This is a genomic window from Delftia sp. 60 (assembly GCF_002754395.1).
Taxonomy (GTDB): domain Bacteria; phylum Pseudomonadota; class Gammaproteobacteria; order Burkholderiales; family Burkholderiaceae_C; genus Comamonas; species Comamonas acidovorans.
The window spans coordinates 2388335-2413700 of the sequence record NZ_PEFD01000001.1; the positions used below are offsets into that span (position 1 = coordinate 2388335).

Annotated in this window: 22 protein-coding genes; 14 read left to right on the forward strand and 8 right to left on the reverse strand. The window is 62.9% G+C overall.

What is annotated here, in order from left to right; all coding sequences use genetic code 11:
- Positions 1-5: 5 nt before the first annotated feature.
- The 5 genes from CLV01_RS10815 to CLV01_RS29510 all read right to left on the reverse strand — a co-directional run bounded on the left by CLV01_RS10815 (position 6) and on the right by CLV01_RS29510 (position 3526).
- The gene (locus CLV01_RS10815; RefSeq protein ID WP_099734325.1) at positions 6-335 is read right to left on the reverse strand and encodes an ArsR/SmtB family transcription factor; all 330 of its coding nucleotides are present in this window, start codon (positions 333-335) and stop codon (positions 6-8) included.
- Between the two features lie 89 nt (positions 336-424).
- Positions 425-1522, reverse strand: coding sequence for a DNA glycosylase AlkZ-like family protein (locus CLV01_RS10820; RefSeq protein WP_099734324.1), 1098 nt, complete (start codon positions 1520-1522; stop codon positions 425-427).
- Positions 1523-1601: 79 nt separating this feature from the next.
- A complete protein-coding gene (locus CLV01_RS10825; RefSeq protein WP_099734323.1) occupies positions 1602-2534 on the reverse strand; it encodes a DUF4349 domain-containing protein in 933 nt (310 codons plus the stop codon).
- A gap of 51 nt (positions 2535-2585) precedes the next feature.
- The gene (locus CLV01_RS10830; protein ID WP_257221258.1) at positions 2586-3407 is read right to left on the reverse strand and encodes a hypothetical protein; all 822 of its coding nucleotides are present in this window, start codon (positions 3405-3407) and stop codon (positions 2586-2588) included.
- A complete protein-coding gene (locus CLV01_RS29510) occupies positions 3404-3526 on the reverse strand; it encodes a hypothetical protein (RefSeq protein ID WP_256974566.1) in 123 nt (40 codons plus the stop codon). The genes CLV01_RS10830 and CLV01_RS29510 overlap by 4 nt, the downstream gene beginning before the upstream one ends.
- A gap of 237 nt (positions 3527-3763) precedes the next feature.
- On the opposite strand from CLV01_RS29510, the gene CLV01_RS10835 reads away from it, so the two are divergent.
- The 3 genes from CLV01_RS10835 to CLV01_RS10845 all read left to right on the forward strand — a co-directional run bounded on the left by CLV01_RS10835 (position 3764) and on the right by CLV01_RS10845 (position 7232).
- On the forward strand, positions 3764-5008 hold the full coding sequence (locus CLV01_RS10835; RefSeq protein ID WP_099734321.1) for an SAM-dependent methyltransferase: 1245 nt from the start codon (positions 3764-3766) through the stop codon (positions 5006-5008).
- A 477-nt stretch (positions 5009-5485) separates the two neighbouring features.
- Positions 5486-6259 carry an SDR family oxidoreductase gene (locus tag CLV01_RS10840; RefSeq protein ID WP_099734320.1) on the forward strand — a complete coding sequence of 258 codons (774 nt, stop codon included), beginning with the start codon at positions 5486-5488 and terminating at the stop codon, positions 6257-6259.
- Positions 6260-6299: 40 nt separating this feature from the next.
- Positions 6300-7232: a LysR family transcriptional regulator gene (locus CLV01_RS10845; protein WP_099735187.1), complete on the forward strand. Its 933-nt coding sequence runs from the start codon at positions 6300-6302 to the stop codon at positions 7230-7232.
- On the opposite strand, the gene CLV01_RS10850 is transcribed toward CLV01_RS10845, so the two are convergent.
- The gene (locus tag CLV01_RS10850; RefSeq protein WP_099734319.1) at positions 7186-8310 is read right to left on the reverse strand and encodes a sterol desaturase family protein; all 1125 of its coding nucleotides are present in this window, start codon (positions 8308-8310) and stop codon (positions 7186-7188) included. The genes CLV01_RS10845 and CLV01_RS10850 overlap by 47 nt on opposite strands.
- Before the next feature lie 381 nt (positions 8311-8691).
- On the opposite strand from CLV01_RS10850, the gene CLV01_RS10855 reads away from it, so the two are divergent.
- The 7 genes from CLV01_RS10855 to CLV01_RS10895 all read left to right on the forward strand — a co-directional run bounded on the left by CLV01_RS10855 (position 8692) and on the right by CLV01_RS10895 (position 18699).
- The gene (locus CLV01_RS10855) at positions 8692-8898 is read left to right on the forward strand and encodes a helix-turn-helix domain-containing protein (RefSeq protein WP_099735293.1); all 207 of its coding nucleotides are present in this window, start codon (positions 8692-8694) and stop codon (positions 8896-8898) included.
- Between the two features lie 21 nt (positions 8899-8919).
- Complete coding sequence (locus tag CLV01_RS10860) at positions 8920-11718, forward strand: type I restriction endonuclease subunit R (RefSeq protein ID WP_099734317.1); 2799 nt, start codon at positions 8920-8922, stop codon at positions 11716-11718.
- A 15-nt stretch (positions 11719-11733) separates the two neighbouring features.
- The gene (locus CLV01_RS10865; protein WP_099734316.1) at positions 11734-13398 is read left to right on the forward strand and encodes a type I restriction-modification system subunit M; all 1665 of its coding nucleotides are present in this window, start codon (positions 11734-11736) and stop codon (positions 13396-13398) included.
- Positions 13395-15020, forward strand: a complete 1626-nt coding sequence (locus tag CLV01_RS10870; protein WP_099734315.1) for a restriction endonuclease subunit S — start codon at positions 13395-13397, stop codon at positions 15018-15020. Before CLV01_RS10865 ends, CLV01_RS10870 begins: the two co-directional genes overlap by 4 nt.
- Positions 15017-16807, forward strand: a complete 1791-nt coding sequence (locus tag CLV01_RS10875) for a restriction system-associated AAA family ATPase (protein WP_099734314.1) — start codon at positions 15017-15019, stop codon at positions 16805-16807. Before CLV01_RS10870 ends, CLV01_RS10875 begins: the two co-directional genes overlap by 4 nt.
- The gene (locus CLV01_RS10880; protein ID WP_099734313.1) at positions 16807-17907 is read left to right on the forward strand and encodes an HNH endonuclease; all 1101 of its coding nucleotides are present in this window, start codon (positions 16807-16809) and stop codon (positions 17905-17907) included. Before CLV01_RS10875 ends, CLV01_RS10880 begins: the two co-directional genes overlap by 1 nt.
- Positions 17908-18312: 405 nt before the next feature.
- On the forward strand, positions 18313-18699 hold the full coding sequence (locus CLV01_RS10895) for a hypothetical protein (RefSeq protein WP_099734312.1): 387 nt from the start codon (positions 18313-18315) through the stop codon (positions 18697-18699).
- Positions 18700-18736: 37 nt separating this feature from the next.
- Here CLV01_RS10895 and CLV01_RS10900 read toward each other — a convergent pair whose 3' ends face one another.
- Positions 18737-19087, reverse strand: a complete 351-nt coding sequence (locus CLV01_RS10900; RefSeq protein WP_012204227.1) for an ArsR/SmtB family transcription factor — start codon at positions 19085-19087, stop codon at positions 18737-18739.
- Between the two features lie 350 nt (positions 19088-19437).
- On the opposite strand from CLV01_RS10900, the gene fusA reads away from it, so the two are divergent.
- On the forward strand, positions 19438-21540 hold the full coding sequence (gene fusA / locus CLV01_RS10905; RefSeq protein WP_047219361.1) for an elongation factor G: 2103 nt from the start codon (positions 19438-19440) through the stop codon (positions 21538-21540).
- A 302-nt stretch (positions 21541-21842) separates the two neighbouring features.
- Here the strand turns inward: fusA and CLV01_RS10910 are convergent, their stop codons facing one another.
- The gene (locus CLV01_RS10910) at positions 21843-22757 is read right to left on the reverse strand and encodes an inositol monophosphatase family protein (RefSeq protein ID WP_016449664.1); all 915 of its coding nucleotides are present in this window, start codon (positions 22755-22757) and stop codon (positions 21843-21845) included.
- A gap of 216 nt (positions 22758-22973) precedes the next feature.
- On the opposite strand from CLV01_RS10910, the gene CLV01_RS10915 reads away from it, so the two are divergent.
- The 3 genes from CLV01_RS10915 (at position 22974) to CLV01_RS10925 (ending at position 25356) form a co-directional block, all read left to right on the forward strand.
- Positions 22974-23771 (forward strand): RNA methyltransferase, encoded by a 798-nt coding sequence (locus tag CLV01_RS10915; RefSeq protein ID WP_099734311.1) that lies wholly within the window; start codon positions 22974-22976, stop codon positions 23769-23771.
- A gap of 35 nt (positions 23772-23806) precedes the next feature.
- Entirely contained in the window at positions 23807-24631 is an 825-nt protein-coding gene (gene cysE / locus CLV01_RS10920; RefSeq protein ID WP_099734310.1) for a serine O-acetyltransferase, read from the forward strand.
- A 62-nt stretch (positions 24632-24693) separates the two neighbouring features.
- On the forward strand, positions 24694-25356 hold the full coding sequence (locus CLV01_RS10925; RefSeq protein ID WP_012204232.1) for a nitroreductase: 663 nt from the start codon (positions 24694-24696) through the stop codon (positions 25354-25356).
- Positions 25357-25366: the final 10 nt, after the last annotated feature.

Genomic DNA, 25366 nt, shown 5'->3' on the forward strand with positions numbered 1-25366 from the left:
GGATGTCAGGCGCCGCCGCCCCAGGCGGGCGCATCGGCCACAGCGCAGGGGGCGCCCTGGCAGCAGTTTTCGGTGAGATAGGCGAGCAGGTCGTTCATGGCGGCAAAGGCCGCCCGGTACAGCACATTGCGGCCCTGGCGCTCCTGGCTCACCAGTTGCGCATGGGACAGCTCCTTCAGATGAAACGACAGCGCATTGGGCGCGATGCACAGCTGCTCGGCCAGCGCGCTGGGCGTCAGGCCCTCGGGACCGGCAACGACCAGTGCGCGGAACACGCGCAGCCGCGCTTCATGCGCGAGGGCGGAAAGGGAGCGGATGGCTTGGGTTTCCTGCATGCGTCAATGATACAAGAAATGTTGAAATATTGAATTGATTGAGCGCATTCCCGCCGGCCCTGCGCCGAAGGGCGCGCAGGGCGGGCATCTCAGCGCGGCGCCAGGAACAGCTCTATGCGCTGCAGCTCCTCATCCAGCGCACTGCGAAAGGCGGCATCGCCGGGCGCCGCGCCGGCCACATAGCCGAACGCCGGCTCCAGCCGGCCGTCGCGCGCCTGCAGGTTGGCCCAGCCGATCACATGGCCTTGCCAGAGCATGGGCAGGGCGTAGTAGCCCAGTTGGCGCCGGGCCGGTGGCGTGTAGGCCTCGAACTTGTAGGTCCAGCCCCAGAGCAGCGTGAAGCGGCGCCGGTCCCAGACCACGGGATCGAAGGGCGCGAGCAGGCGTAGCCGCTCGTCGAAGGCATGGCGGCGCGAGCGTGGGTTTTCGTCGGCGGGCCAGTACCAGGTGGTTCCGTCGATGCGGCAGCTGGCCAGCTGATCGCGCGCCAGCCGCAGCGCCACCTGGGTCTGCTGCGCCAGGTGGGGCGCGCCGTAGCCCAGCAGGCGCACCAGGTAGGTCAGGCTGGGGGCCGGCAGCGGTGCGTACTTGCGCACCACCAGGTCGATCAGCGCGGCGGCGCGCAGGGCGCTGGCGGCGGGGCTGTCGTCGGCCGGCGGGTGGGCGATGGCCTCGTAGACGCGCGTGCCGCTGTCGCGGCGCTTGACCCGCAGCAGGCCGCGGTAGTGCATGCCGTCGAGCAACTGCGTGCTGGCGCTGCCCGAGCCGCCCCAGTAGTTCTTCACGCTTCCGTGCGAGAAATGCTGCTCCACCTCGCGCGGATGCACGGCGCCGCGCTCGCGCACAAAGGCCAGCACCTCGGCGGCCTTGCGCTGCGTCTCGGCATCCCAGGCCTTGCGGGCCTGGCGCGGGTGCATCAGCGCCAGGTGCTCGCTGGGCAGAAAGCCGTAGTTGACCAGGCAGTCCTCGTCGATCGGCAGGCGTGCGTAGCGGCGTTCCAGGTCGCCGGCGCGGTAGTCCTTGACGCGGTGGCGCAGCGTCAGGTCCTGTGCCCGGGCCGGCGCGCGGATCGGGTCTGCCTGCACAAAACCCAGGCGCTGTATGGCCGCAGGCAGGGTGGTCGGCGTGAACAGGATACGCGCCACGGCATGGCGGCGCAGGTCGTCAAGGCTCGGTTCGGTGGGCATGGCTTCATTGGAGCACGGCAGGGCCGCCGGGTGGGCCGGTCTCCGTGCCCCGCCGTACTTCCTGATCCTGCCGTGCCGCTCAGGCCTTCCTGGCACGCCTGCGCCGCCACAGCGCGCGCAGCACCCAGCCCAGCGGCAGCACCACCAGCACCAGCCAGGGCAGCACGGCCGCCACGAAGGTGATCAGCGCGGCCATGCTCTCGCCCAGCACGTGGCCGGCATCGCGCAGCGCGCGGCCTATGGGGCTGTAGCTGGTGCCGCCCTGCACCAGGGCGCGGGTGGGCGTGAACTGGATCTGTATGTGCTGCTTGCTGGTCTGCTGCTCCAGCACCTTGCGCTGGGCGGCCATGGCGTCCAGCTCGGCCTGCGTGTCCGACAGCGTGCGCTGTATCTCCAGCAGATCGGACATGGTGCGCTTGGTCGTGGTGTCGCGCAGCATCAGGCGCAGGCTGTCGCGGAACTCGGTGCGGTTCCTGATGCGCGCCTCCACGTCGATCACCTCGGCCGTCTTGTCCTCGCTGATGGTGTTCTGCGACACGATGGTGGCCACGCCGGCCAGCGTGCCCAGCAGCCGCTGCACATCGGCCGGCGCCACGCGCATCTCCAGCATGGCGTTGCCGGGCTGCTGGGGCGTCTCGCGCAGAAGGGATGCCGACAGCAGCTCGCAGCGCAGCGTGGCACACAGGTCGCGCACCTGGCCCCAGGCATCGGCCAGCTGCGCCTGCGGCACTTCCACGTTCAGCTCCTGGCGCACGGCCAGGAAGCGCTGGGCCATCTCGTCCTGCGCCGATGTCTCTGGTGCGGCTGCTGCCGCATCCTCGGCCTGCACGGTGGCGGCGCGGCCTTGCTTCATGCCGGCGCCGCCCGCCATGGGCGCGGGGGCGGGCGCAGATTCCATGGCTGCTGTGTCATGCCGCTGGTTGCAGCCCGCAAGGGCCAGCGTGGCAGCCAGTGCCAGCACGGCCGGCAAGGCCATGCGGGAAGACAGGGTGGAAGGCCGGGGATGCGTCATGAATTTCCTCTTGAAAACAGGCAAGAACAGGCCGCTGTCAGGGCTCAAGGCTCAGGGCTTGCCGCCGGGGCCGAACATGGAGTCCACCTCGGACTGCAGCTCGAAGATGTCGGACACCGTGTAGAGCCAGTCGCCCTTTTGCAGATGGCCGGGGTCCGGCGGCGTCTCCACGCAGGCCTTGACCAGGGTGAACTGCCCTGCCGGGTCGGGCAGGAACTTCAGGCCCGATATGGAAAACCGCGCCACCCGCCCCACACCATCGTTGTAGCGCCGGCCCCGGGCGCGCACATCGGCCAGCTCCGCCATCTGCGGCAGGTGGTCGAACACCGCGTCGTAGAACTCGACGATGGGGCTCTGGTTCGTCCGGGCGCAGCCGTGCACGTACAGCGCGTAAAAGCGCCCGTCCAGCTCCATGGCCACCACGTCGGCCGCGCGGTAGAAGGTCAGGCTGTCGGGAAGGCCCGGCGAGCGTTTGGGCGGCGCGGGCGGCGTGTCCAGGAAGTCCTGGCGGATCTGCGCCGACTTGCGAAAGAAGTCATCGCTGAGCGCCACCTCGGCATTGAGCGAATCGATGGCCGTGCGCGCGGCCGTGTTCAGGCCCGCGTCGGCCAGGCCGTTCCTGTGCAGCACGATGGCCAGGGCCAGCGCCGTCTTGTGCCGGTACAGCGCCGTTGCCTTGGCGTCATCTGCCTGCAGCACGCAGCTCCAGCGCCGCAGCAGGGGCGGCAGGGCATGGCCGCCGTAGTTGGCCGCGATAGCGGCGTCGTGCCGGCCCAGCGCAAACGTGCGCGCCATCACGCGCGCCACGTCTTCCTCCAGGGTCTGCACAAGGGTGTCGGCGGCCAGCTTGGACAGCGCCTGGGTATGGGTCATGGCCATGGCGTCACTGGCTCCAGTTCGATGGCAGGTTCCTGAAATCCGGCCGGCAGGCCATAGCCGCCGGTGCTGCGTTGTTCGTTGCGGTGCTCGATGCTCAGGTCAAAGGCTTGCATGGGTCTGTCGCAGGCGCTTTCGCGCCGGGGCAGTTGGAACGCCGGCCAGTGTGCCCCAAGCCGGGCCGCTGGCGGGGTGTGGGCGCCATCGGGTCTGTATCGATCCGCTACCGGCGCGGGCTGCCGTGCTGACGTCTTGCCGTCACATGAACCGGCAAGACTGGTCATTTCCTTTTCATGCGGTTCATGCGGTTCATGTCAAAAGGGGGGGCGCCGCCAGCCCCGGGGAGATGCAAGATGTTCTGGGACAAGAAGCTCAGGCGCTGGGCCGAGGCCGTGCGTGCGCGGGCCGATCTGCCGGCGCGGCTGGTGCTGTGGAATGGCGAGCAGTTCGACTTCGGCCGCTTCGAGCAGCCGCGCGTCACGCTCACCGTGCGCAGCGCCTCGGCCCTGCCGCTGCTGCTGGACCCCAGCCTGGACCACCTGGGCCAGGCCTATGTGAAGGGCCAGATCGACATCGACGGCCGCCTGCCCGACATCATCGACTTCGGCTATGCGCTGGCGCGCCGCATGTCCAAGACCCAGGGCGCGGGCAAGGGGCCGGGGCGGCTGGCGCTTGCGGCGCGCGCGGCAAGGCGCTTTCGGCACAGCCGCAGCACGGACCGCGAATCCATCCAGTACCACTACGACGTGTCCGATGACTTCTACCGCCTCTGGCTGGACGAGGGCATGGTCTATTCCTGCGCCTACTTCGAGAACGGCGACGAGGATCTGGCCACCGCCCAGCGCAAGAAGCTGGACCACATCCTCACCAAGATCCGCCTGCAGCCGGGCCAGCGCCTGCTGGACATCGGCTGCGGCTGGGGCGCCCTGGTGCTGCGCGCGGCCCAGCACTTTGGCGCGCACTGCGTGGGCGTGACCCTGTCGCGCAACCAGTTCGAAGCGGCCACCGAGCGCGTGCGCGCCGCAGGCCTGGCCCACCGCATCGAGATCCGCCTGCAGGACTACCGCGACGTGCAGGGGCGCTTTGACCGCATCACCAGCGTCGGCATGTTCGAGCATGTGGGCCGCCGCAACCTGCCCATGTACTTTGCGCACATGCGCGAGCTGCTGGCCGACGACGGGCTGGCGCTGAACCACGGCATTACCTCCACCGATGCCGACGTGGGCGCCACGGCCCTGGGCGGCGGCGCGTTCATTGACCGCTATGTGTTTCCTGATGGCGAGCTGCCGCACCTGAGTCTGGCGCTGGAGGGCATGCAGCGTGGGGGGCTGGAGGTGCTGGATGTGGAGGGGCTGCGGCGGCATTACGTGCGCACGTTGCAGTTGTGGCTGGAGCGGTTCGAGGCTTGTGTGCCGGAGATTCGGGCGTTGGTGGAGGAGGAGAGGTTTCGGATTTGGAGGGTGTATCTGGCGGGGTGTGCTTATGCGTTTGAGCATGACGATGTGTCTATTTTTCAGGTTGTTTGTCGGAGGGCGGGGCAGGGGGCTGCTTCGTTGCCTTGGTCGCGGCGGTATATGTACGAGCGGACCTTGTCGTGAGGCTTGTCTTGTTCGTCTGGCGTGACGCGGGTTTGGCTTTTGACCCTGCCGGGTGGTGTTTTTTCGAGGCCGGGTCTCGGCCCGGCGGCCGACCTACTTTCCTTTGTTTCGCCAAAGGAAAGTAGGCAAAGCAAAGGCGACCCGAATGCCCGCGACCCCTTCGCTGCGCTGCGGGGCAACCTGCGTCGGGCCGCCTGCGGGGTTCGCCGTGAAACTCACTTCGCGCTGCGCGCTCCGTTCAGACAATCACGGCGAGTCAGATGACGAAGCAGTCCTGTCCTGCGGCAGGACTGCAACCCCGCAGGCGGCCCGACGCAGGCGCGGGCATACGGGAAGGGGCGGGGGAGCGGGGGCGGGGAGAGAACTATCGGCGCGATTGTTCTGGTTTTCTGGATGATCCATCCCGGCTGGGCCGGTTTATCGCGGGGGGCGGGCTGCCTAAGCTGGGTGCTTCATCCAAGCACAAGGAGCGTTTCCATGGCAGACCATTCCATTCGCGGCAAGGTGGCGCTGATTGCAGGCGGCGGCAAGAATCTGGGCGGGCTGATTGCCCGTGATCTGGCGGGGCACGGCGCGCGGGCCGTGGTGGTGCACTACAACAGCGAGTCTTCACGGGCCAAGGCAGAGACCACGGTGGCCGCAGTGCGTGCGCTGGGCGCAGAGGCCGTGGCGCTGCAGGGCGACCTCACGCGCGCTGGCGCTGTGGAGCGGCTTTTTGCAGAGGCCGTGGACGCCGTGGGCCGGCCGGACATTGCCATCAACACCGTGGGCAAGGTGCTCAAGAAGCCGCTGATGGAGATCAGCGAGGCGGAGTACGACGAGATGGCCGCCGTCAACGGCAAGTCGGCGTTTTTCTTCCTCAAGGAGGCGGGGCGCCATGTCAACGACCACGGCAAGATCGTGACCCTGGTGACCTCGCTGCTGGGCGCGTTCACGCCGTTTTATTCCTCCTACGCGGGCACCAAGGCGCCGGTGGAGCATTTCACGCGGGCGGCGGCCAAGGAGTTCGGGGCGCGGGGCATTTCGGTCACGGCCGTGGGGCCGGGGCCCATGGACACGCCGTTCTTCTACGGCCAGGAAGGCGCGGACGCCGTGGCCTATCACAAGAGCGCGGCGGCGCTGTCGCCGTTCTCGCCTTCGGGGCTGACGCATATCGAAGACGTGGTGCCCTTCATCCGCCACCTGGTCAGCGACGGCTGGTGGATCACCGGGCAGACCATCCTGATCAACGGCGGCTACACCACCAAGTAGGCCAAGTGGAAGGACTGCTGCACGGACTATGCTGCGTCCCATGGACCGACTCGACCGATACCGGATCTTCATGCAGGTGGCCGAGATGGGCAGCTTCATCAAGGCCGCCCATGCGCTGGACCTGCCGCGCGCCACGGTCTCCGCCGCCGTGCAGCAGCTGGAGGAGCAGGTGGGCGCAAGGCTCTTGCACCGCACCACGCGCCAGGTGAGCCTCACGGCCGATGGTGCCCAGTTGCTGGAGCGTGTGCGCCCGCTGCTGTCAGAGGCCGAGGATGTGGAGCAGATGTTCCAGGCCCGCACGCGCCAGGCCACGGGCCGGCTGCATGTGGACGTGCCCAGCCGCATCGCGCGCCGCCTGCTGGCGCCTGCGCTTCCGGGGCTCATGCGCCGCCACCCGGGGTTGCAACTGGTGCTGGGCTCGTCAGACCGCGCCATTGACCTGGTGCAGGAAGGCGTGGACTGCGCCGTGCGCGTGGGCACGCTGCATGACAGCAGCCTGGTCGTGCGCCCGCAGGGCTGCATTGCCCTCATCAACTGCGCCAGCCCCGCCTACCTGCGCGAGCACGGCCTGCCCGAGCAGCCGCAGGACCTGCTGCACGGCCACTGGAGCGTGGGCTATGCCTCGCCGCGCACCGGGCGGGAACTGCCCTGGGAATGGAGTGGGGTGAGCGATGTGGACGGGGTGGATGGGGCAGACGGTCCACAGACCCTGGCCGTGCCCAGCCGCGTGGTCACCAACAACGCAGAAAGCTACATCGCCTGCTGCCGCGCCGGCCTGGGGCTGATCCAGATCCCGCGCTATGACGTGCAGCATCTGCTGGACACGGGCGAGCTGGTGGAAGTGCTGCCCGCCCACCGCGCAGCGCCCATGCCCGTGGCCCTGCTGTATCCGCACCGCCGCCAGCGCTCGCGCCGGCTGGCGGTTTTCATCGACTGGTTCGAGGCGCTGATGCGGCCGAACCTGGAGCCGTAGGCGCAACCCCGGTCGTCCCAGCCGCTCCAGTCGCCCCGGCCGCAGGGTGGGGCTGGGCCCCGTCGTCGTCATGAATGGGTCGGTAGCCCGGCCCGAAGGACACATCGCCCAGCCGCCAGCCCTCGCGCCGGCGAAACGCCCCCCAGAACCGCTTGAGCGTATGCCACTGCATGGCCACCAGCCCGCGCTCGTTGTCGGCATCCACCTCGGGGTCGCTCACGCCCGTGGGGCGCACGGGCTCGTCGGTGTACAGCGCCGTGCCAAACAGCATGTCCCACCAGGGCAGCACCTGCCCAAAATTGCAGTTGTGGCGCGTGGGCCGCTCGGGGTCGCGCAGCATGTGGTGGTGGCGGTGGAACAGCGGGCCCACCAGCACCCGCTCACCCACGCGGCCCAGCCAGCCCAGGCGCAGCCGCACATTGGCGTGCGAGAAGTTCTGCACCAGCTCGCTGAGCAGCCCCAGCAGCGCAAACTCCGAAGGCTCCACCCCCATCGCCAGCCCCACCGTGGCCAGGATGAAGGACTGCAGCATGCCGTCCAGGTAATGGCTGCGGTCATTGCTCCAGCAGCTCATCTGGCGCTGGCTGTGGTGCATGCTGTGCATGGCCCACCACCAGGGAATCACGTGCTGGGCGCGGTGCATCCAGTAATACACCAGGTCGTAGACCACGTAGTACACCAGGAACAGCGCCACCGGATGGTCCGCAAACCACGGCACCCAGTGCTTGAGCCCCGTGGCCTCCTCGGCCGCCGGCCCGCCGCCCAGCATGCTGGCAAACGGCATCAGCACCAGGAAACTGAACAGCGGAAACAGCCCCAGCAGCATCAGCAGCGTGTAGTTGCGGTCCACCGTCGTCAGCCGCCGGTCGCTCCAGCGCTCGGCCGGAAACAGGCTCTCCAGCGGCCGCATCACGCCCGCGATCAGGAACAACTGCAGCGTGGCAATCAGCACCGCCTCGGCAATCTCACGCGGATCGCCGGCCGCCTGGGCGATGTCCAGCCAGTGGACGGTGGGGGTTACAGCGTGGGTGGCGAGCCAGGTGATGGCTGCCTGCCACAGCTCGGTCAGTGAAGTCATGTCTTGTGCCTGCAAGAAGGGCCGGGGGAGGGCTGGGGGTTGCGGGCGGGATTATGGGGTGGGGGTGTGCAGGGAGTGTGTGGGAGCGCAGAGGAGGCTGCAATCGACCTGTTGGTGCTGCTGATCTGCGGCATGCGGCCGGCGGCTATGCAGCGGTTGCAGTGCGTCGTCTGACGGAGCCGAACTCACGCTACTGATTAAAGTAGTAGCCCCCTCAATCGTCTGACACGTACGTCAAAGCCGTCAGCCTGACCGTCGAAGATTCCTTGCTGACCGTAAAACAACCAATTTGCCGACCAAGATGGCCTACTTGGCTGTTTCGTCTGCGTGGTAGACTAAGAACGATTTAAAACGACTTTGAGATATTTTGAGCAAGAATCCATGAGTGCCGAACCCTGGGTCACAGCCATTGATGTTGCTAGGCATCTGGGCGTTGTAAAGGACACCATTTATCGTTGGCGCGAGCGCAAAGGACTGCCCGCTCACAAGATTGGGCGGCTGTGGAAATTTCAGTTGTCCGAAGTGGACAAATGGGTGCGTGCGGGGGGGGCTGATGACGCCACGGAGAGCGAAAGCGAACATAGATGAATCCAGTGGGGAAGGCTAAACGTGACCAAATCCGAGGCACAAACCCGGTCAGAGTTGATCGACCAGCAACTCGCTCAGGCGGGTTGGAACGTGAAAGACTCGACGCAAGTCGTTGAGGAATTCGGCATTCTTACGGCACTGCGTGATGCGGTGGCAGAGCCGTGCACGTCCTACGAGGGCCAGCAGTTCAGCGACTATGTCCTACTCGGAAAGGACCGCAAGCCGCTGGCGGTGATCGAAGCCAAAAAGACCAGCCGCGATGCCGCCATTGGCCGCGAGCAAGCCAAGCAGTACTGCTACAACATCCAGAAGCAGCTGGGCGGCGAACTGCCATTCTGCTTCTACACCAATGGCCACGAGCTTTATTTCTGGGATCTGGAAAACGCTCCACCGCGCAAGGTCATCGGTTTTCCCACACGAGACGATCTGGAGCGCTTCGCCTATATACGCCGCAACCGCAAGCCGCTGACGCAGGAATTCATAAACACCTCGATTGCCGGTCGCGACTACCAGATCCGAGCGATTCGCGCGGTGCTCGAAGGCATCGAACAGAAACGGCGTGACTTCCTCCTGGTAATGGCCACCGGCACAGGTAAGACCCGCACCTGTATTGCCATGGTCGAGGCCCTAATGCGGGCTGGACACGCAGAAAAGGTGCTATTTCTCGTGGACCGCATCGCTTTGCGTGAGCAGGCCTTGGCCGCCTTTAAGGAGCACATGCCCAACGAGCCGCGCTGGCCTAACGTGGGTGAAAAGCTGATCGCGACGGATCGCCGTGTGTATGTCGCCACCTACCCGACGATGCTCAACATCATCCGAGACGAGGCACAGCACCTGTCGTCGCACTTCTTCGATTTCATCGTCGTAGATGAAAGCCATCGCTCCATCTACAACACCTTTGGCGAAGTGCTGGACTACTTCAAGACCATCACGCTGGGCCTCACGGCCACGCCGACCGACATCATCGACCACAACACTTTCCAGCTTTTTCATTGCGAAGATGGCATTCCCACGTTTGCCTACACCTATGAAGAAGCCGTGAACAACGTGCCGCCCTACCTCTGCAACTTCCAGGTCATGAAGATTCAGACCAAGTTCCAGATGGAGGGCATCAGCAAGCGCACCATTTCGCTGGAAGACCAGAAGAAGCTGATCCTCCAGGGCAAGGAAGTTGAAGACATCAACTTCGAGGGCACTCAGCTTGAAAAGCAGGTGATCAACAAGGGCACCAACACTCTGATCGTCCGCGAATTCATGGAGGAGGCCATCAAGGACACTAACGGCGTGCTGCCAGGCAAGACCATTTTCTTTTGCGCCACCAAGGCCCATGCCCGGCGGATGGAAGAAATCTTCGACAAGCTTTACCCGCAGTACCACGGTGAGCTTGCAAAGGTGCTGGTGTCGGATGACCCACGCATCTACGGGAAAGGTGGGCAGCTTGATCAATTCACCAACAACGACATGCCTCGCATCGCCATCAGCGTGGACATGCTCGACACCGGCATCGATGTGCGCGAAATCGTCAACCTCGTGTTCGCCAAGCCGGTCTACTCGTACACGAAGTTTTGGCAGATGGTCGGGCGCGGCACACGCCTACTGGAAACCAGCAAGCCCAAGCCCTGGTGCCTTGAGAAGGATGTATTCCTGATCCTCGACTGCTGGGACAACTTCGAATACTTCAAGCTCAACCCCAAGGGTAAGGAGCTTAAACCGCAGTTGCCGCTCCCGGTGCGGCTGGTGGGTCTGCGCCTCGACAAGATTGAAAAGGCCAATGACAGCGGCCATGCCGACATCGCCACGCGTGAAGTCGCCAAGCTCCGCCTGCAGATTGCCGCGTTACCCAACGAGTCGGTGGTGATCAAGGAAGCCGCTGCCGCGCTGGCGCGGCTGGACGACGACAACTTCTGGATCAGCCTCAGCCACGAGCGCCTTGAGTTCGTGCGCGCAGAAATCAAGCCGCTGTTCCGCACCGTGTCCGAGGCCGATTTCAAGGCCATGCGCTTCGAGCGCGATCTGCTGGAATATTCACTGGCAGTTTTGAGCGAGGAGAAGGAACAAGCCGACACCCTCAAGGACAGCATCGTCGAGCAGATCGGCGAATTGCCACTCTCGGTCGGCTTCGTCAAGCAGGAAGAGGCCCTGATCCGCGCCGCGCAAACCAGCCACTACTGGGCCAAGGCGGATGAAGACGCCTTCGACGAACTGGTCGCCAAGCTCGGCCCGCTGATGAAATTCCGCGAGCAATCCAGCGGCCAGGAGCAAACCCACCTCGATCTGGCCGATGAGCTGCACAAGAAGGAATGGGTGGAGTTCGGCACACAGCACGAGGCGGTCAACATCACCCGCTACCGCGAAATGGTGGAAAACCTGATCGCCGAACTCACCGCGCACAACCCGGTGCTGCAGAAGATCAAGAACGGCGAGGCAGTGAGCAGTGAAGAGGCCAAGGAACTGGCCGAACTGCTGCACGAAGAACACCCGCATATCACCGAAGACCTGCTGCGCCAGGTCTACAAGAACCGCAAGGCGGGCTTCATCCAGTTCATCCGCCACATCCTGGGTATTGAGGTACTCAGGAGCTTTCCGGACGAGGTCAGCGCCGCCTTTGACCAATTCATCCGCGCCCACACCACGCTCAGCAGCCGGCAGATGGAATTCCTCAATCTGCTGAAGGGCTTCATCATCGAGCGCGAAAAGGTGGAGAAGAAAGACCTGATCAACGCCCCCTTCACGGTCATCCATCCGCAAGGCATCCGTGGCGTGTTCAGCCCATTTGAAATCAATGAGATCCTGCAGCTGACCGAACGGTTGGCTGCCTAAATAAACGGGCACACCATGCTGCAAAACAGCCCCGAACTCAAAAGCAAGATCGACCAGCTCTGGAACAAATTCTGGAGCGGCGGCATCAGCAACCCGCTCACCGCCATCGAGCAGATCACCTACCTGCTGTTCATGAAGCGGCTGGATGAGCTGGACCAGAAGCGCCAGGCCGATGCCGAATGGACCGGCGAGAAGTACACCTCCAAGTTCACGGGCACTTGGATTCCGCCCGAGGAACGCAACTGGCCAGCCGCGGAACAGCGCCCCATCGAAAAGCGCAGCCTACGCTGGAGCGAATTCAAACGCATGCAGGCCGAAGAGATGCTGCAGCACGTGCAGGGCAAGGTGTTTCCTTTCCTCAAAGATCTGAACGGCGCCGAATCCAACTTCACCCACCACATGAAGAACGCCGTCTTCATCATCCCCAAGCCCGCCCTGCTGGTGGAAGCGGTGAAAACCATCGACGACATCTTCGAGGTGATGGAGAAGGACTCAAAGGAGAAAGGCCAGGCCTTCCAGGACATCCAGGGCGATGTCTACGAGTTCCTGCTGTCCGAGATCGCCACCGCCGGCAAGAACGGCCAGTTCCGCACCCCGCGCCACATCATCAAGCTGATGGCCGATCTGGTGCAGCCGCAACTGGGCCACAGGATTGCCGACCCGGCCTGCGGTTCAGGCGGCTTTCTGCTCGGCGCGTATCAGTACATCGTCACCGAACTGGCAAAAAAAGCGGGCGCCCAAGACCTCAAGCCCGATGAAGACGGCTTTATCCGCACATCGGTCGCGGCAGCGCTCACAGAGAAGGCGCAGGCCATTCTGGCCAGCTCACTGTGCGGCTATGACATCGACGCCACCATGGTGCGGCTGGGGCTGATGAATCTGATGATGCACGGCATCGACGAGCCGCACATCGACTACAAAGACACCCTCAGCAAGAGCTACACCGAGGAGGCCGAATACGACATCGTGATGGCCAACCCGCCTTTCACCGGGAGCATCGACAAGGGCGACATCAACGAGCACCTGCAACTGGCCACCACCAAGACCGAGCTGCTGTTTGTCGAGAACATTTACCGCTTGCTCAAGAAGGGCGCTACCGCTTGCGTGATCGTGCCGCAGGGCGTGCTGTTCGGCTCCGGCGGCGCGTTCAAGGCGCTGCGCCAGATGCTGGTGGAGCGTTGCGAACTCAAGGCCGTCATCACCTTGCCCAGTGGCGTGTTCAGACCCTACGCCGGGGTCAGCACCGCCATCCTGCTGTTCACCAAGGTCTGGGGACCGAAAGACAAGGTGGCGAAACCCGCCACCGAAGACGTCTGGTTCTACGAAATGGCCGCCGATGGTTACTCGCTGGACGACAAGCGCAGCAAGCAGGAAGGCTTTGGTGACCTGCAAGACATCATCGTCCGATACCACGCTCGCAACGCGTCCAGTGATACCAATCGCACCTCAAAGTGCTTCATGGTGTCGCGCACCGAGATTGCGGACGAGAAAAACAACTTCGACCTTTCGCTTTCGCGCTACAAGCAAGACGTGTTCGAAGAAGTGCACTACGACGCGCCGGGCGTAATTCTGGATCGATTGATTCAGGCCGAGGTGGGCGATGTAGACGAGGCGGAACTGACCAAGGTGCAAGGCGGGATTGTTCGCCAGTTGCTGGAACTGAAGGGGATGGTGGGATGAAGGCCGTTCCGCTATCGCAGGTTGCTCAAATAAATCCTCGGCTGCCAAAGGGACTAGAAGATTCAAGAGAAATTACGTTTGTACCAATGGCCGCAGTCTCTGAAGACGGAGGAATAACACTCCAGGAGACTCGCAGCTTTGGTGAAGTTAGAAAGGGATTTACATATTTCCAGCGGGGCGATGTCTTACTGGCAAAGATAACCCCGTGCTTTGAAAACGGGAAATCGGCACTTGCCGACAATTTAGAGCACCAAATCGGATTTGGGTCAACGGAGTTTCACGTGCTCCGAGCCATTCCAGCGAAGGTTGACCCTCGATTTCTATATCACTTTGTGCGTAGCAAGCGGCTGTTGTCTCTTGGTCAGAAGTCGATGAAGGGAGCAGCTGGCCACAAGCGCGTGCCGGCTGAATTTCTAGAGAACTTCGAGATTCCGGACTGGCCCCTCAACGACCAAATCCGCATTGCTCATCTGCTCGACAGAGTGGAAGGGTTGATCGCCCAACGCAAAAAACACCTGCAACAAATCGACGACCTGCTCAAGAGCGTTTTTCTGGAGATGTTTGGCGACCCGATTCTGAATCCTCATAGTTTTCCTGTAAGAAAGCTTTCGGAGTTCTATGTCAATCCTAAAGAGGGAACTAAGTGCGGCCCATTCGGAAGTGCATTGAAGAAGGAGGAGCTAGTCGATGCGGGCGTGCCAGTTTGGAATATGGACAACATCGCCTCAGATGGACGAATGGCACTTCCATTTCGCATGTGGATCACCGCTGATAAGTACGACGAGCTGGTGGCGTACTCGGTGAAGGATGGCGACATCATCGTTTCGCGGGCTGGCACTGTTGGAAAGATGTGTGTCGCTCGCATGAATGAGCAGCCTGCGATCATCAGCACTAATTTGATTCGTGTTCGATTAGGCGATGAATTGCGACCCCTGTACTTCGTTTCATTGATGCTGTACTGCAAGGGGCGAGTAGGGCGCTTGAAGACAGGAGCAGATGGCGCTTTTACCCACATGAACACCGGAGTTCTCGATTCCCTGGAGTTTCCGTATCCATCCATCGAACTTCAGGACCAATTCGCCGCTGTCGTCGAAAAGGTCGAAGCCATTAAGTCCTGCTACCAAAAAAACCTCACCGACCTCGAAGCCCTCTACGGTGCCCTAAGTCAGCAGGCCTTCAAGGGCGATTTGGATTTGTCGCGGGTGGCCCTGCCTGCAGTACCCATCGAAGGAGAAAGCCCCGTGGACGCTGCCGTGCCTGCGCCCATCATCACGCCGGTGATCGAGCTGCCCGAAACCGATTTACTGCTGCCCGCACTCCAAGACCGCACGCAGCTTGCACCGCTGCTGCGTTTCTGGTTGGAGGCCTATCGCACGCAGTTGGACGGTGCGGCTTTCTCCCTCGAACACTTCATCGCCGCCGCGCAAACCCGGCTGGCAGAACTGCACCCGGACAATGATTTCGAACTGCGTGCCAGCGACTACGAACATGTCAAAGCTTGGGTCTTTGAGGCACTTGATTCTGGGCGCTTGAGGCAAGAGAGAAACCAAGTTTATTGTGTAATTGAAACCAAAGAGACCATACTTGGAAATTTGATTGAGCTAAAGACCAGTCAGACATGAAACTGCTGCGCCTCAAGATCACCGACCCTGACGGTTTCCGCAGCCTGCCCTGCGGTTTTGAGCACCACTTCCGCACCGAGTGGAGCTTGCAGGACGAGCTGGTGCAACCCAACGACTTCGCGCCCTTTGTCTGCGCCGGGCCGAACGGCAGCGGCAAATCCAACCTGCTCGAAGCTCTGGCGGCGATCTTTTACCAGCTGGAAGTTCTGCGCGTGCGCCGCAGCTTTCTGCCGGAGGCCTTGCAGGACGAGGCGCTGGATGTTTCGCCCATCGCCTTTGAGCTGGATTACCTGATCCGCGTGCCCGCCGAGTACCGCAGCCCCGACAGCCCGCCGTGGGCGAAGGTGGGTGTGTGGAAGAACGCCGGCGAATCGGTGCGCATTCTTTGGGAAAACCAGGGCGACTTCAGTACCGATGTGTACGAGGCGTTTAAGGGCGGACACGCCGATATCCTGCTGCCGCAGTACGTGCTGGGTTATTCCTCGGGCGAGAACGAGATCCTCAGCCTGCCGTTTTTCAAGATGCGGTTCGTGCAGTTCGACGAATACTGGAACGCGCTCGCCAAACAACTACCCTATCCTGGTTACCCAGAAACGCGGCTGGCTTACCTCGACAACGGGTTCAGTCAAGCCATCCTGCTGTGCAATCTATTGTTTCAGGATGAGGCCACCTTGCAGCCCTTCCGCGAGGACATAGGCATTGGAGAGTTGAAGCAATTTCGTATCATTCTGCGCCGGAGTATTCCCGTCACGCGTCACCAGCTGGCAGCCTTCACATCAGGTGACTACATCATGCACACCGAGACGCAGCACGGTGGGTTCGCAGATACCGATGCGGTCTATCTTGATCCAGCCACTGGAGACTATCGGCTCAAGCTGTTGCACGGCTTAGAGGCGAATGAGCGAACACAAAATACCTCCATCATCGAGAAGCTCAAGCGCTGCGCCACACTGCATTTCCACGATGAGGCGTCGGACACACTGACCCTTGATTACTGGGTCAATGAGCACACCCAGAAAGCCTTCCGCGCCAACTTTGATGATTCGTCTCTGGCCTTGTTCCAAGCACTGCAAGTTCTTCTGGCGCTTAATCTTTACCCGGTTAGCGAAACCCTGAAGGCGGATCTCTACACCTCGACCAGTCACTACGTCAGTGAGACGGTGCCGACCTTGGCGTCCGATGAGCGCGCCATGCGCATCAAGAACTTCTACTTCACGAAGCAAGGTGTTGAGAAGCCGATGCTTCTCAAAGAGTTGTCGGATGGCGAGCACCAACTGCTGCACAGCCTCGGCCTGTGCCTGCTGTTCCGCGATACTAACAGTCTGTTCCTGCTCGACGAGCCCGAAACGCACTTCAACCCCGACTGGCGCGCTAACTTCATCAGCCGCTTGCGCCAGTGCCTGCCGGGCAATGGTGAACGCGCGCAGGAAATGCTGATCACAACCCACACACCATTTCTGATCTCCGATAGCGAGCGGGACAAGGTACTGGTGTTTGCCAAGGACAAAGCCAGCGGCAAGGTCAGCATGAACCACCCGCCGTACAACACGCTGGGTGCTTCGATCAACAAGATCACCATGAGCACCTTTGGCAAGCGCGAAACTATCGGCGGCCATGCGCAGGCGTTGCTGGATGCGATGCGGACGCGCTTTGAACAGGGCAGCGAAGACAAAGAGGCTCTTATCACGGAGATTGATCAGCAACTCGGCGATTCGGTGGAGAAAGTGCTGCTGATAAGGGCCATCCTCGATGCTGATCGGCCAAGCAATGGGGAGGCGCAGGGCTGATGCTGTTTCCGTACACCTATGTCCCGCACCAGATGGAGAAGATGCAGGCATTCATAGACTTCATCTTTCATGAGGTGTGGTGCAAGGCGCCAGTCGGTCTGGTTTTCCATCCAGATCTGTTCGCGGGAAATTCTGACCTAAAGGAGGTCATGAGGGAGTTTGGATTTTCTGCAAAAGCGGCAGAGCGGGGCAAGATTTTTTACAAAGACGTGAAAGCAATCTATGAACTTTTCGCGCCGCTCTCAGCACAGGAAATTAACCAGTTCAAGCGCTGGTACCAAGGCAATAACGATCTTGAGAAAGTTTGCACAAATGATCCGGCGACCCACCTCGGCCGTTACACCGACATCGCCGTTAATCACAAAAACCTTGCTGCCCAGCTCGGCACCTTCTTCAAAGAACTCTATTCCCAATCGCTTCTCAACCTCGCTGCACTGCGCGAAAAAATCGGCGACATCGACGACCACTACCAAGCCTTTGTGCAAACCAACAAGGCTGGGAAATGCCCGTTTTGCGGCATCAACGATTTGCTGGGCGAGTACCACAGCAAGCGAGAGGCCTATGACCATTACCTGCCAAAAGCTCTGTACCCGTTCAACTCCATCAACTTCCGCAACCTTGTACCAGCCTGTCATCACTGCAACAGCAGCTACAAAACTAGCAAGGATCCAGCCTACTCGCTCAAAGATCCAGCGGGAGCGGTTCATCGCCGCCCCGTCTTCTATCCATACAAGACGACGCCGCACTCCATTGAGCTGCAAATAGACCTGCAACACTCAGACATTGCCAAGCTGACCCCTGCGGACATCACCCTGCAATTTGGCCCTGCGGCCATCGCGCAGGAGATTGACACGTGGAAAGACGTGTACGGCATCGAAGAGCGCTACAAGTCAAAGCTTTGTATGGAAAGCGATGGCAAAGCTTGGCTCACGCAGGTTCTGGATGAATGGAGAGAGCTTGGGAAAGATCCTCAAGATTTTCTCAAGACGTTGGCGTTCAACGCCGGAAAGCGCCCATTCACCGACTGCAATTTCCTTAAACAGGCTTTTCTCGATGCTTGCCGAAGGCAAGGAATATTCAACGAGGAGCAAACTGCATGAGTAGCGCAGGTCCAGACGAGTCTTCCAGGACAACTTGGTTCGTCGGGGCCAGCTTTGATCGCACCGATGACCAGAGCGCTCGCTTCCTACAAGAGGGAATCTGGGAGATCAGCAGCCCCAGCCAGAAGGAGCAGGCACTGATTCGCTCTATGCTGCCTGATGAGCGCATTGGGAGCAAAGCCTGCGCAGCGGCTACATCTACCAGATGTATGCCTATCTGAGGTCACATGTCGGCTGCGGCGATCCGCAGACAGAATCGGCAAGCGGCTTGCTGTTGGCCGATGGCGGCTGGCTCTTGAGCCTGCACTGATCGATTGCGTGGCAGCCATGAGTTAAAGAAAACGTGGCCCAGCGCACCTTGCGAACCAAGAATTGTGAGCCATGACTCACCCACAACTAGGTTCGATGGGACAAGCAACCTTCTCCACCACTCCCCAACCCAACCTCGACGACCTAGCCATCGACGCCGTCCTGCACCTGGGCGCTGCCCTCGAAGTGCTGGAGCTGCACGCTCGCCACAAGGTCACAGCCATCAATTGCGTCTGCCGCGACCTGCTGCGCATCTACTACGCCAAGGCCGATCAGGCGCAGTCGCTGGAGCCGCAGGACAAGGAACTACTGGGCCTGCTGCACGACACGGCGGTGGACCTGGGCTATGCCATTGAGGTGGTGGACCATCTGAATGGCGACGAGGCCGACGACCCCATCCTCTATGCCGTGAGCTATCTGCTCAAGGCGGCCAAGCGGTTTGCGGATGAGGGCGTAGCTGCGGCGCTTGCCGTGAAGGGGTAGGGCGCAGGCCTGCCGCCTGCGTTGCTGGGGCCGGGCTTCAGGGGCAGGGTTTGAGGTGGGCCGCCGTGGCCTGTTCGGTGAGCGGGTCTTCGGCCAGGGCCTGCAGCAGCGCGTCCAGCAGGCCTGGAAAGCGCGCATCCAGGTCTTCGCGGCGCAGGGAGAGCAGGTTTTCGCGGCCATCGGGGCGCTGCCAGATCACGCCGCTGTCGCGCAGCACGCGCCAGTGGTGGGTCATGGTGGATTTGGACTGGCCCTGCAAGAGCGAGCCGCAGGCGCGCTCATGGCCTGCGGCCAGCGCGCGCACCACGGCCAGGCGCAGGGGGTTGCCCAGGGCGTTGAGCAGGTTTTCCAGGCGTATCTGTTCGCGGTCGGGGTGGTTGGCAAGCATGAATCGTCCTCAGGACTTGTGCAAACAGGTGGCAGCTACGCGCTGCGCCCTGTGGAAGAACGCTGGTGGCGTTCCTTCTTGCGCAAGTCGCAATCCTGTCGATGGGGCGCCACTGTGCCATGGAAGCAATGCCGCACGTCGCTGATGCGGCGTGGCGCGGGCAGTTATCTGGCAGACACGCCCCTTGCGTGGTGAAAACATGGATCGTTCTGCAAGAAGTTGCGGAAGATAGTACGATTGTCTTCGTACATTCCAATTGTCATCAACCCTCATTCAACCCCCGCGAGAATCCGACCCTTCGAACCGGCAGATCACGCACTTACGCTTTCGTAGCACCCAGGAGTCCTTTCATGGCCCGCCATACCCCCATAGAACGCTATCGCAACATTGGTATCTCCGCGCACATCGATGCCGGCAAGACGACCACGACCGAGCGCATCCTGTTCTACACCGGGGTGAGCCACAAGCTGGGCGAGGTGCACGAGGGCGCCGCCATCATGGACTGGATGGAGCAGGAGCAGGAGCGCGGCATCACCATCACCTCGGCGGCGACTACCTGCTTCTGGAAGGGCATGGACGGCCGCTTTGACCAGCACCGCATCAACATCATCGACACCCCGGGCCACGTGGATTTCACCATCGAGGTGGAGCGTTCCATGCGCGTGCTCGACGGCGCCGTCATGGTCTATGACGCCGTGGGCGGCGTGCAGCCGCAGTCAGAGACGGTCTGGCGCCAGGCCAACAAGTACAAGGTGCCGCGCCTGGCCTTCGTCAACAAGATGGACCGCACGGGCGCGGATTTTCTGCGCGTGCGCCAGATGATGATCGACCGCCTCAAGGCCAACCCGGTGCCCATCGTGCTGCCCATTGGCGCAGAGCAGCAGTTCACCGGCGTGGTGGACCTGCTCAAGATGAAGGCCATCATCTGGGACGAGGCCACGCAGGGCATGAAGTTCGAGTACCAGGACATTCCCGCAGCCATGGTGGCAGACGCCAGGAAGTGGCGCGAGTCCATGGTGGAGGCGGCTGCCGAGGCCAGCGAAGACCTGATGAACCGCTACCTGGAAGAGGGCGACCTGCCCGAGGCCGACATCCTGCGCGGCCTGCGCCTGCGCACCATTGCGGGCGAGATCCAGCCCATGCTGTGCGGCTCGGCCTTCAAGAACAAGGGTGTGCAGCGCCTGCTGGACGCCGTGGTCGAGCTCATGCCTTCCCCGCTGGAAGTGCCGCCCGTGGAAGGCCATGCCGAAGACGGCTCCATCATCGTGCGCCATGCCGATGACAGCGAAAAGTTCTCTGCCCTGGCCTTCAAGCTGATGACCGACCCCTTCGTGGGCCAGCTCACCTTTGTGCGCGTCTACTCGGGCGTGCTGAACAAGGGCGACAGCGTGCTCAACTCCGTCAAGGACAAGAAGGAGCGTATCGGCCGCATCGTGCAGATGCATGCCAATGAACGCCTGGAGGTCGATGAAATTCACGCCGGCGACATTGCCGCCTGCGTGGGCCTGAAGGACGTGACCACGGGCGAGACCCTGTGCGACCCGTCCGCACCCATCGTGCTGGAGAAGATGGTCTTCCCCGAGCCCGTGATCGCCCAGGCCGTGGAGCCCAAGTCCAAGGCCGACCAGGAAAAGATGGGCATTGCCCTGTCGCGCCTGGCAGCCGAAGACCCGTCGTTCCGCGTGCGCACCGATGAGGAATCGGGCCAGACCATCATCGCCGGCATGGGCGAGCTGCACCTGGAAATCATCGTGGACCGCATGAAGCGCGAGTTCAACGTGGAAGCCAACGTGGGCAAGCCCCAGGTGGCCTACCGCGAGACCATCCGCAAGAAAGTCACCGATGTGGACGGCAAGTTCGTGCGCCAGTCCGGCGGCAAGGGCCAGTACGGCCACGTGGTCTTCACGGTGGAGCCGCAGGAGCCTGGCAAGGGCTTCGAGTTCGTCGACGCCATCAAGGGCGGCGTGGTGCCGCGCGAGTACATCCCTGCGGTGGAAAAGGGCGTGGTAGAGGCCCTGACCAGCGGCGTGCTGGCCGGCTACCCCGTGGTGGACGTGAAGGTCACGCTGACCTTTGGCTCGTACCACGACGTGGACTCCAACGAAATGGCCTTCAAGATGGCGGCCATCTTCGGCTTCAAGGAAGCGGCGAGAAAGGCCAGCCCCGTCATCCTCGAACCCATGATGGCCGTCGAGGTCGAGACGCCCGAAGACTACGCCGGCACCGTCATGGGCGACCTGTCCTCGCGGCGCGGCATGGTGCAGGGCATGGACGACATGGCCGGCGGCGGCAAGTCCATCAAGGCCGAAGTGCCCCTGTCCGAAATGTTCGGCTACGCCACCTCCCTGCGCTCGCAAACGCAAGGCCGTGCCACCTACTCCATGGAGTTCAAGCACTACGCCGAAGCACCGCGCAACGTGGCCGAGGCGGTGATCAACGCACGGGTCAAGTAAAAGAGTCTGCGCCACAGGCCAGGCCGTGAGGCCATGGCCGTGGCCCGCACCCCTCCCGTATGCCGACGCAGGTTGCCCGCAGCGAAGCGAAGGGACGTGGACATTCGGGTCGTCTTTCTTTGGCCTACGTTTCTTCGGCCGGCGTACCGGTGACGAATCAAAGAAAGGTAGGTCGGCCGCCGGGCCGAGACCCGGCCTCGAAAAACAACCTCCCGGCAGGGGCAAAAAGCGCACCGAACCCGCGCCCAACGAAAAACAGCTCCTTGAAGGAGCTGTTTTTCATAAGAGAGGAGAAGCCGGAATCAAGCCTCAGGCTGCTGCTCAGACTCAGCAGTTTCAGCATCAGCGACGGGAGCCGCCTCTCCAGAATCAGACAGCGCCTGCCGCACACCAGCCTTCTCACCAGCCGAAGCAAACTTGCTGTACTTGCCAACGATGCCGACCAGCGCACCATAGATGCGCGGATTGCCCGCCAGGCATTCCTTCTGCTCCAGGAAATCCGCCTCGCCCGTGAAGTTGCCGACCAGGCCACCGGCCTCGGTCACCAGCAGGCTGCCAGCGGCCACGTCCCAGATCTGCAGGCCGCTTTCGAAGAAACCGTCGGCAAAGCCGGCTGCCACGTAGGCCAGGTCCAGCGCGGCGGCGCCGGGGCGGCGCACGCCAGCGGTTTCCTGCATCACGTCGCCCAGCATGTTCATGTACTGCTTGAAGTTGTCGCCACGGCGGAAGGGGAAGCCGGTGGAGATCAGGCTGTCCTTGAGCTGGATGCGCTTGGACACGCGGATGCGGCGGTCATTCAGGTAGGCGCCGCGGCCGCGCGTGGCCGTGAACAGGTCGTTGCGCGAGGGGTCGTACACCACGGCATGCTCGACCTTGCCCTTGAAGGACAGGGCAATGCTCACGCAGTACACGGGGAAGCCGTGGATGAAGTTGGTGGTGCCGTCCAGCGGATCGATGATCCAGACGTAGTCGGAGTTCTTGGCGCCGAACTCGTTGCCCGATTCCTCGGCCAGGATGCCGTGGCCCGGGTAGGCGCCCAGCAAGGTTTCGATGATGGCCTGCTCGGCCGCCTTGTCCACCTCGGTCACAAAGTCGTTGACCTGCTTTTGTGCGACACGCACGGATTCCACGTCAAGAGCCGCGCGGTTGATGATGGCGCCGGCGGCGCGTGCGGCCTTGATGGCCACGTTGAGCATGGGATGCAGGTTGGTCGACATAGATTGTGAGGCGTTGGCGGAGCAGCGGCTGTGCAAGGAGAGGACGGTCCTCTCTGGCAAAAGCAGGCTGTTTGACGCGGGTAAGAACGGAAAAAGCCGCGTCCGGCGATGCGGGGCGGCGACAATAGCGCGCAATTTTACCCGCCTTGTCCGTTTTGTGCTGCGCAACCTGTCCCGTCTTGGGGGCTCTGCCGGCGCCGGCAGGCCAGCGACGCTATGAAAACCCGATTCGTACTGATAGAAACCAGCCACGCCGGCAATGTGGGCGCCGCCGCCCGCGCCCTGAAGACCATGGGCTTTGACGACCTGGTGCTGGTGCGCCCGCGCTGGCCCAACGTGCTGCGCAAGGAAGAGACCATCCAGCGGGCCAGCGGCGCGCTGGACGTGCTGGGCAATGCGCGCGTGGTCGAGACGCTGGAGGAGGCGCTGGACGGCATCAGCCACCTGTGCGCCACGGCCATGACGCCGCGCGACTTCGGCCCGCCCACGCGCACGCCGCGCCAGCATTTCGAGCTGCTGCTCAGCGGGGCGCTGGATGTGCTGGATGCGCCCGATGAAGCGGCGCCGACCACCGATGAATGGGCTCCCACGCCGCGCTGCAACCAGTCGGGCGTGGCCTTCCTGTTCGGCTGCGAGCGCTTCGGCATGAGCAACGACGATGTCTACCGCAGCGATGTGGCGCTGTCGATTCCGTCCAATCCGCAGTTTGGCTCGCTGAACCTGGGGGCGGCCATCCAGGTCGTGGCCTATGAATGGCGCCAGGCGCTGGGCGGCTTTCCCGTGGTGGAGCACACGCCCGCGCCGCAGCGTGCCGACGCGGCCCAGGTGGCCGGCATGCTGGGCCATTGGGAGCAGGCGCTGGCGCATATCGGCTTTCTTGATCCGGCTGCGCCCAAGAAGCTGATGCCGCGCCTCAACCAGCTTTTCAACCGCTCGCAACTGACCGCCGAGGAAATCCACATCCTGCGCGGTGTTGCGAAGGCCATGCTGCAGAGCACCCCACCGAAACGCTAGACTGAGCGGTCTTGTCAACAATAACCAGCCCCTAGATGCTTGACCGCCTGCGCTCCGATATCCAGTGCATCCTCGACCGCGACCCTGCGGCACGCAGCACCTGGGAGGTCATCACCTGTTATCCGGGTCTGCATGCGATCTGGCTGCAGCGCCCGGCGCACTGGTGCTGGAACCATGGCCTCAAGTGGCTGGGGCGCTTCATCTCGCACATCGGCCGCTGGCTCACCGGCATCGAGATCCATCCGGGCGCCGTCATCGGCGAGCGCGTCTTCATCGACCACGGCATGGGCGTCGTCATCGGCGAGACGGCCGTGGTCGGCGACGGCTGCACCATCTACCACGGCGTGACCCTGGGCGGCACCTCGCTGTACAAGGGCGCCAAGCGCCATCCCACGCTGGGCCGCGATGTGGTGGTCAGCGCGGGCGCCAAGGTGCTGGGCGGCTTCGACGTGGGCGACGGTGCCAAGATCGGCAGCAATGCCGTGGTCATCAAGCCCGTGCCCGCAGGCGCCACGGCCGTGGGCATTCCGGCGCGCATCATCGCCAGCAAGAACGGCCACAGCGCCGACGTGACCGAGCACGACCTGGCATCTGCCAAGGCCGAGTCCATCAAGGTCTCGGCCTCTGCCGCGCCCCAGCCGTTCACGGCCTACGGCATCACCCAGGAAATGGACCCCGTGGCCCAGGCCATGCGCGGCCTGAGCGATGGCGCGGCCGCGCACGAGCAGCAGATCGCGCTGCTTTGGGAGGCCATTGCCAAGCTCTCGGCCGGCAGCAAGGTGGGCGACTGCGTGCCCTGCGAGTCCGAGCGCCCGCAGGCGTTCCAGAAGGACAAGATCGACCAGATCATGGGCAAGTAGGCCTGCACAAGATCACCAAAGATCCCCAAGATCCCCCAAGAAGACCGGAGACCCCGACCAGCATGAACGTTGAACAGGCCTTGCATGCGCGCCGCTCCGTGCGCGCCTTCCTGCCCCAGTCGCCCGATGCGGCGCTGGTGCGCTCCCTGATGGAACAGTCGGCACAAGCGGCCTCGGGCGGCAACCTGCAGCCCTGGCGCGTGCTGGCGCTGACGGGCGAGCCGCTGCAGCAGCTGCTCACCGCCGTTGCCGAAGCCGAGCCCCAGGACGCCCAGCCCGGCCTGTCCTACCCGCCCAATCTCTGGGAGCCCTACCGCAGTCGGCGCTTTGCCAATGGCGAGGAGCTGTACCAGTCGCTGGGCATTCCGCGCGACGACAAGCCCGCGCGGCTGGAGCAGCTGGCGCGCAACGGCCAGTTCTTCGGCGCGCCCGTGGGCCTGATCGTGGCGGTGGACGAGCGCATGGGTCTGCCGCAATGGGTGGACCTGGGCATCTACCTGCAGTCCTTCATGCTGCTGGCCTGCGCCAATGGCCTGGCGACCTGCGCCCAGGGCTTCTGGCGCCGCTACAACGATGCCGTGACCCAGGCGCTGGCGCTGCCCGAGGGCTACCACGTGGCCTTCGGCATTGCGCTGGGCTACGAGGACAAGGATGCCCCCATCAACGGCTGGCGCGCCACGCGCGCACCGGTGGCCGAATGGGCGCAGATGCGCGGCTTCGACTGAGCAGGGCTTT

Excerpts from the sequence above, each read along its gene's own strand:
- CLV01_RS10815 (WP_099734325.1), bottom strand. The coding sequence starts at position 335 with ATGCAGGAAACCCAAGCCATCCGCTCCCTTTCCGCCCTCGCGCATGAA.
- CLV01_RS10820 (WP_099734324.1), bottom strand. The coding sequence starts at position 1,522 with ATGCCCACCGAACCGAGCCTTGACGACCTGCGCCGCCATGCCGTGGCG.
- CLV01_RS10825 (WP_099734323.1), bottom strand. The coding sequence starts at position 2,534 with ATGACGCATCCCCGGCCTTCCACCCTGTCTTCCCGCATGGCCTTGCCG.
- CLV01_RS10830 (WP_257221258.1), bottom strand. The coding sequence starts at position 3,407 with ATGACCCATACCCAGGCGCTGTCCAAGCTGGCCGCCGACACCCTTGTG.
- CLV01_RS29510 (WP_256974566.1), bottom strand. The coding sequence starts at position 3,526 with ATGCAAGCCTTTGACCTGAGCATCGAGCACCGCAACGAACAACGCAGC.
- CLV01_RS10835 (WP_099734321.1), top strand. The coding sequence starts at position 3,764 with ATGTTCTGGGACAAGAAGCTCAGGCGCTGGGCCGAGGCCGTGCGTGCG.
- CLV01_RS10840 (WP_099734320.1), top strand. The coding sequence starts at position 5,486 with ATGGCAGACCATTCCATTCGCGGCAAGGTGGCGCTGATTGCAGGCGGC.
- CLV01_RS10845 (WP_099735187.1), top strand. The coding sequence starts at position 6,300 with ATGGACCGACTCGACCGATACCGGATCTTCATGCAGGTGGCCGAGATG.
- CLV01_RS10850 (WP_099734319.1), bottom strand. The coding sequence starts at position 8,310 with ATGACTTCACTGACCGAGCTGTGGCAGGCAGCCATCACCTGGCTCGCC.
- CLV01_RS10855 (WP_099735293.1), top strand. The coding sequence starts at position 8,692 with ATGAGTGCCGAACCCTGGGTCACAGCCATTGATGTTGCTAGGCATCTG.
- CLV01_RS10865 (WP_099734316.1), top strand. The coding sequence starts at position 11,734 with ATGCTGCAAAACAGCCCCGAACTCAAAAGCAAGATCGACCAGCTCTGG.
- CLV01_RS10870 (WP_099734315.1), top strand. The coding sequence starts at position 13,395 with ATGAAGGCCGTTCCGCTATCGCAGGTTGCTCAAATAAATCCTCGGCTG.
- CLV01_RS10875 (WP_099734314.1), top strand. The coding sequence starts at position 15,017 with ATGAAACTGCTGCGCCTCAAGATCACCGACCCTGACGGTTTCCGCAGC.
- CLV01_RS10880 (WP_099734313.1), top strand. The coding sequence starts at position 16,807 with ATGCTGTTTCCGTACACCTATGTCCCGCACCAGATGGAGAAGATGCAG.
- CLV01_RS10895 (WP_099734312.1), top strand. The coding sequence starts at position 18,313 with ATGGGACAAGCAACCTTCTCCACCACTCCCCAACCCAACCTCGACGAC.
- CLV01_RS10900 (WP_012204227.1), bottom strand. The coding sequence starts at position 19,087 with ATGCTTGCCAACCACCCCGACCGCGAACAGATACGCCTGGAAAACCTG.
- fusA (WP_047219361.1), top strand. The coding sequence starts at position 19,438 with ATGGCCCGCCATACCCCCATAGAACGCTATCGCAACATTGGTATCTCC.
- CLV01_RS10910 (WP_016449664.1), bottom strand. The coding sequence starts at position 22,757 with ATGTCGACCAACCTGCATCCCATGCTCAACGTGGCCATCAAGGCCGCA.
- CLV01_RS10915 (WP_099734311.1), top strand. The coding sequence starts at position 22,974 with ATGAAAACCCGATTCGTACTGATAGAAACCAGCCACGCCGGCAATGTG.
- cysE (WP_099734310.1), top strand. The coding sequence starts at position 23,807 with ATGCTTGACCGCCTGCGCTCCGATATCCAGTGCATCCTCGACCGCGAC.
- CLV01_RS10925 (WP_012204232.1), top strand. The coding sequence starts at position 24,694 with ATGAACGTTGAACAGGCCTTGCATGCGCGCCGCTCCGTGCGCGCCTTC.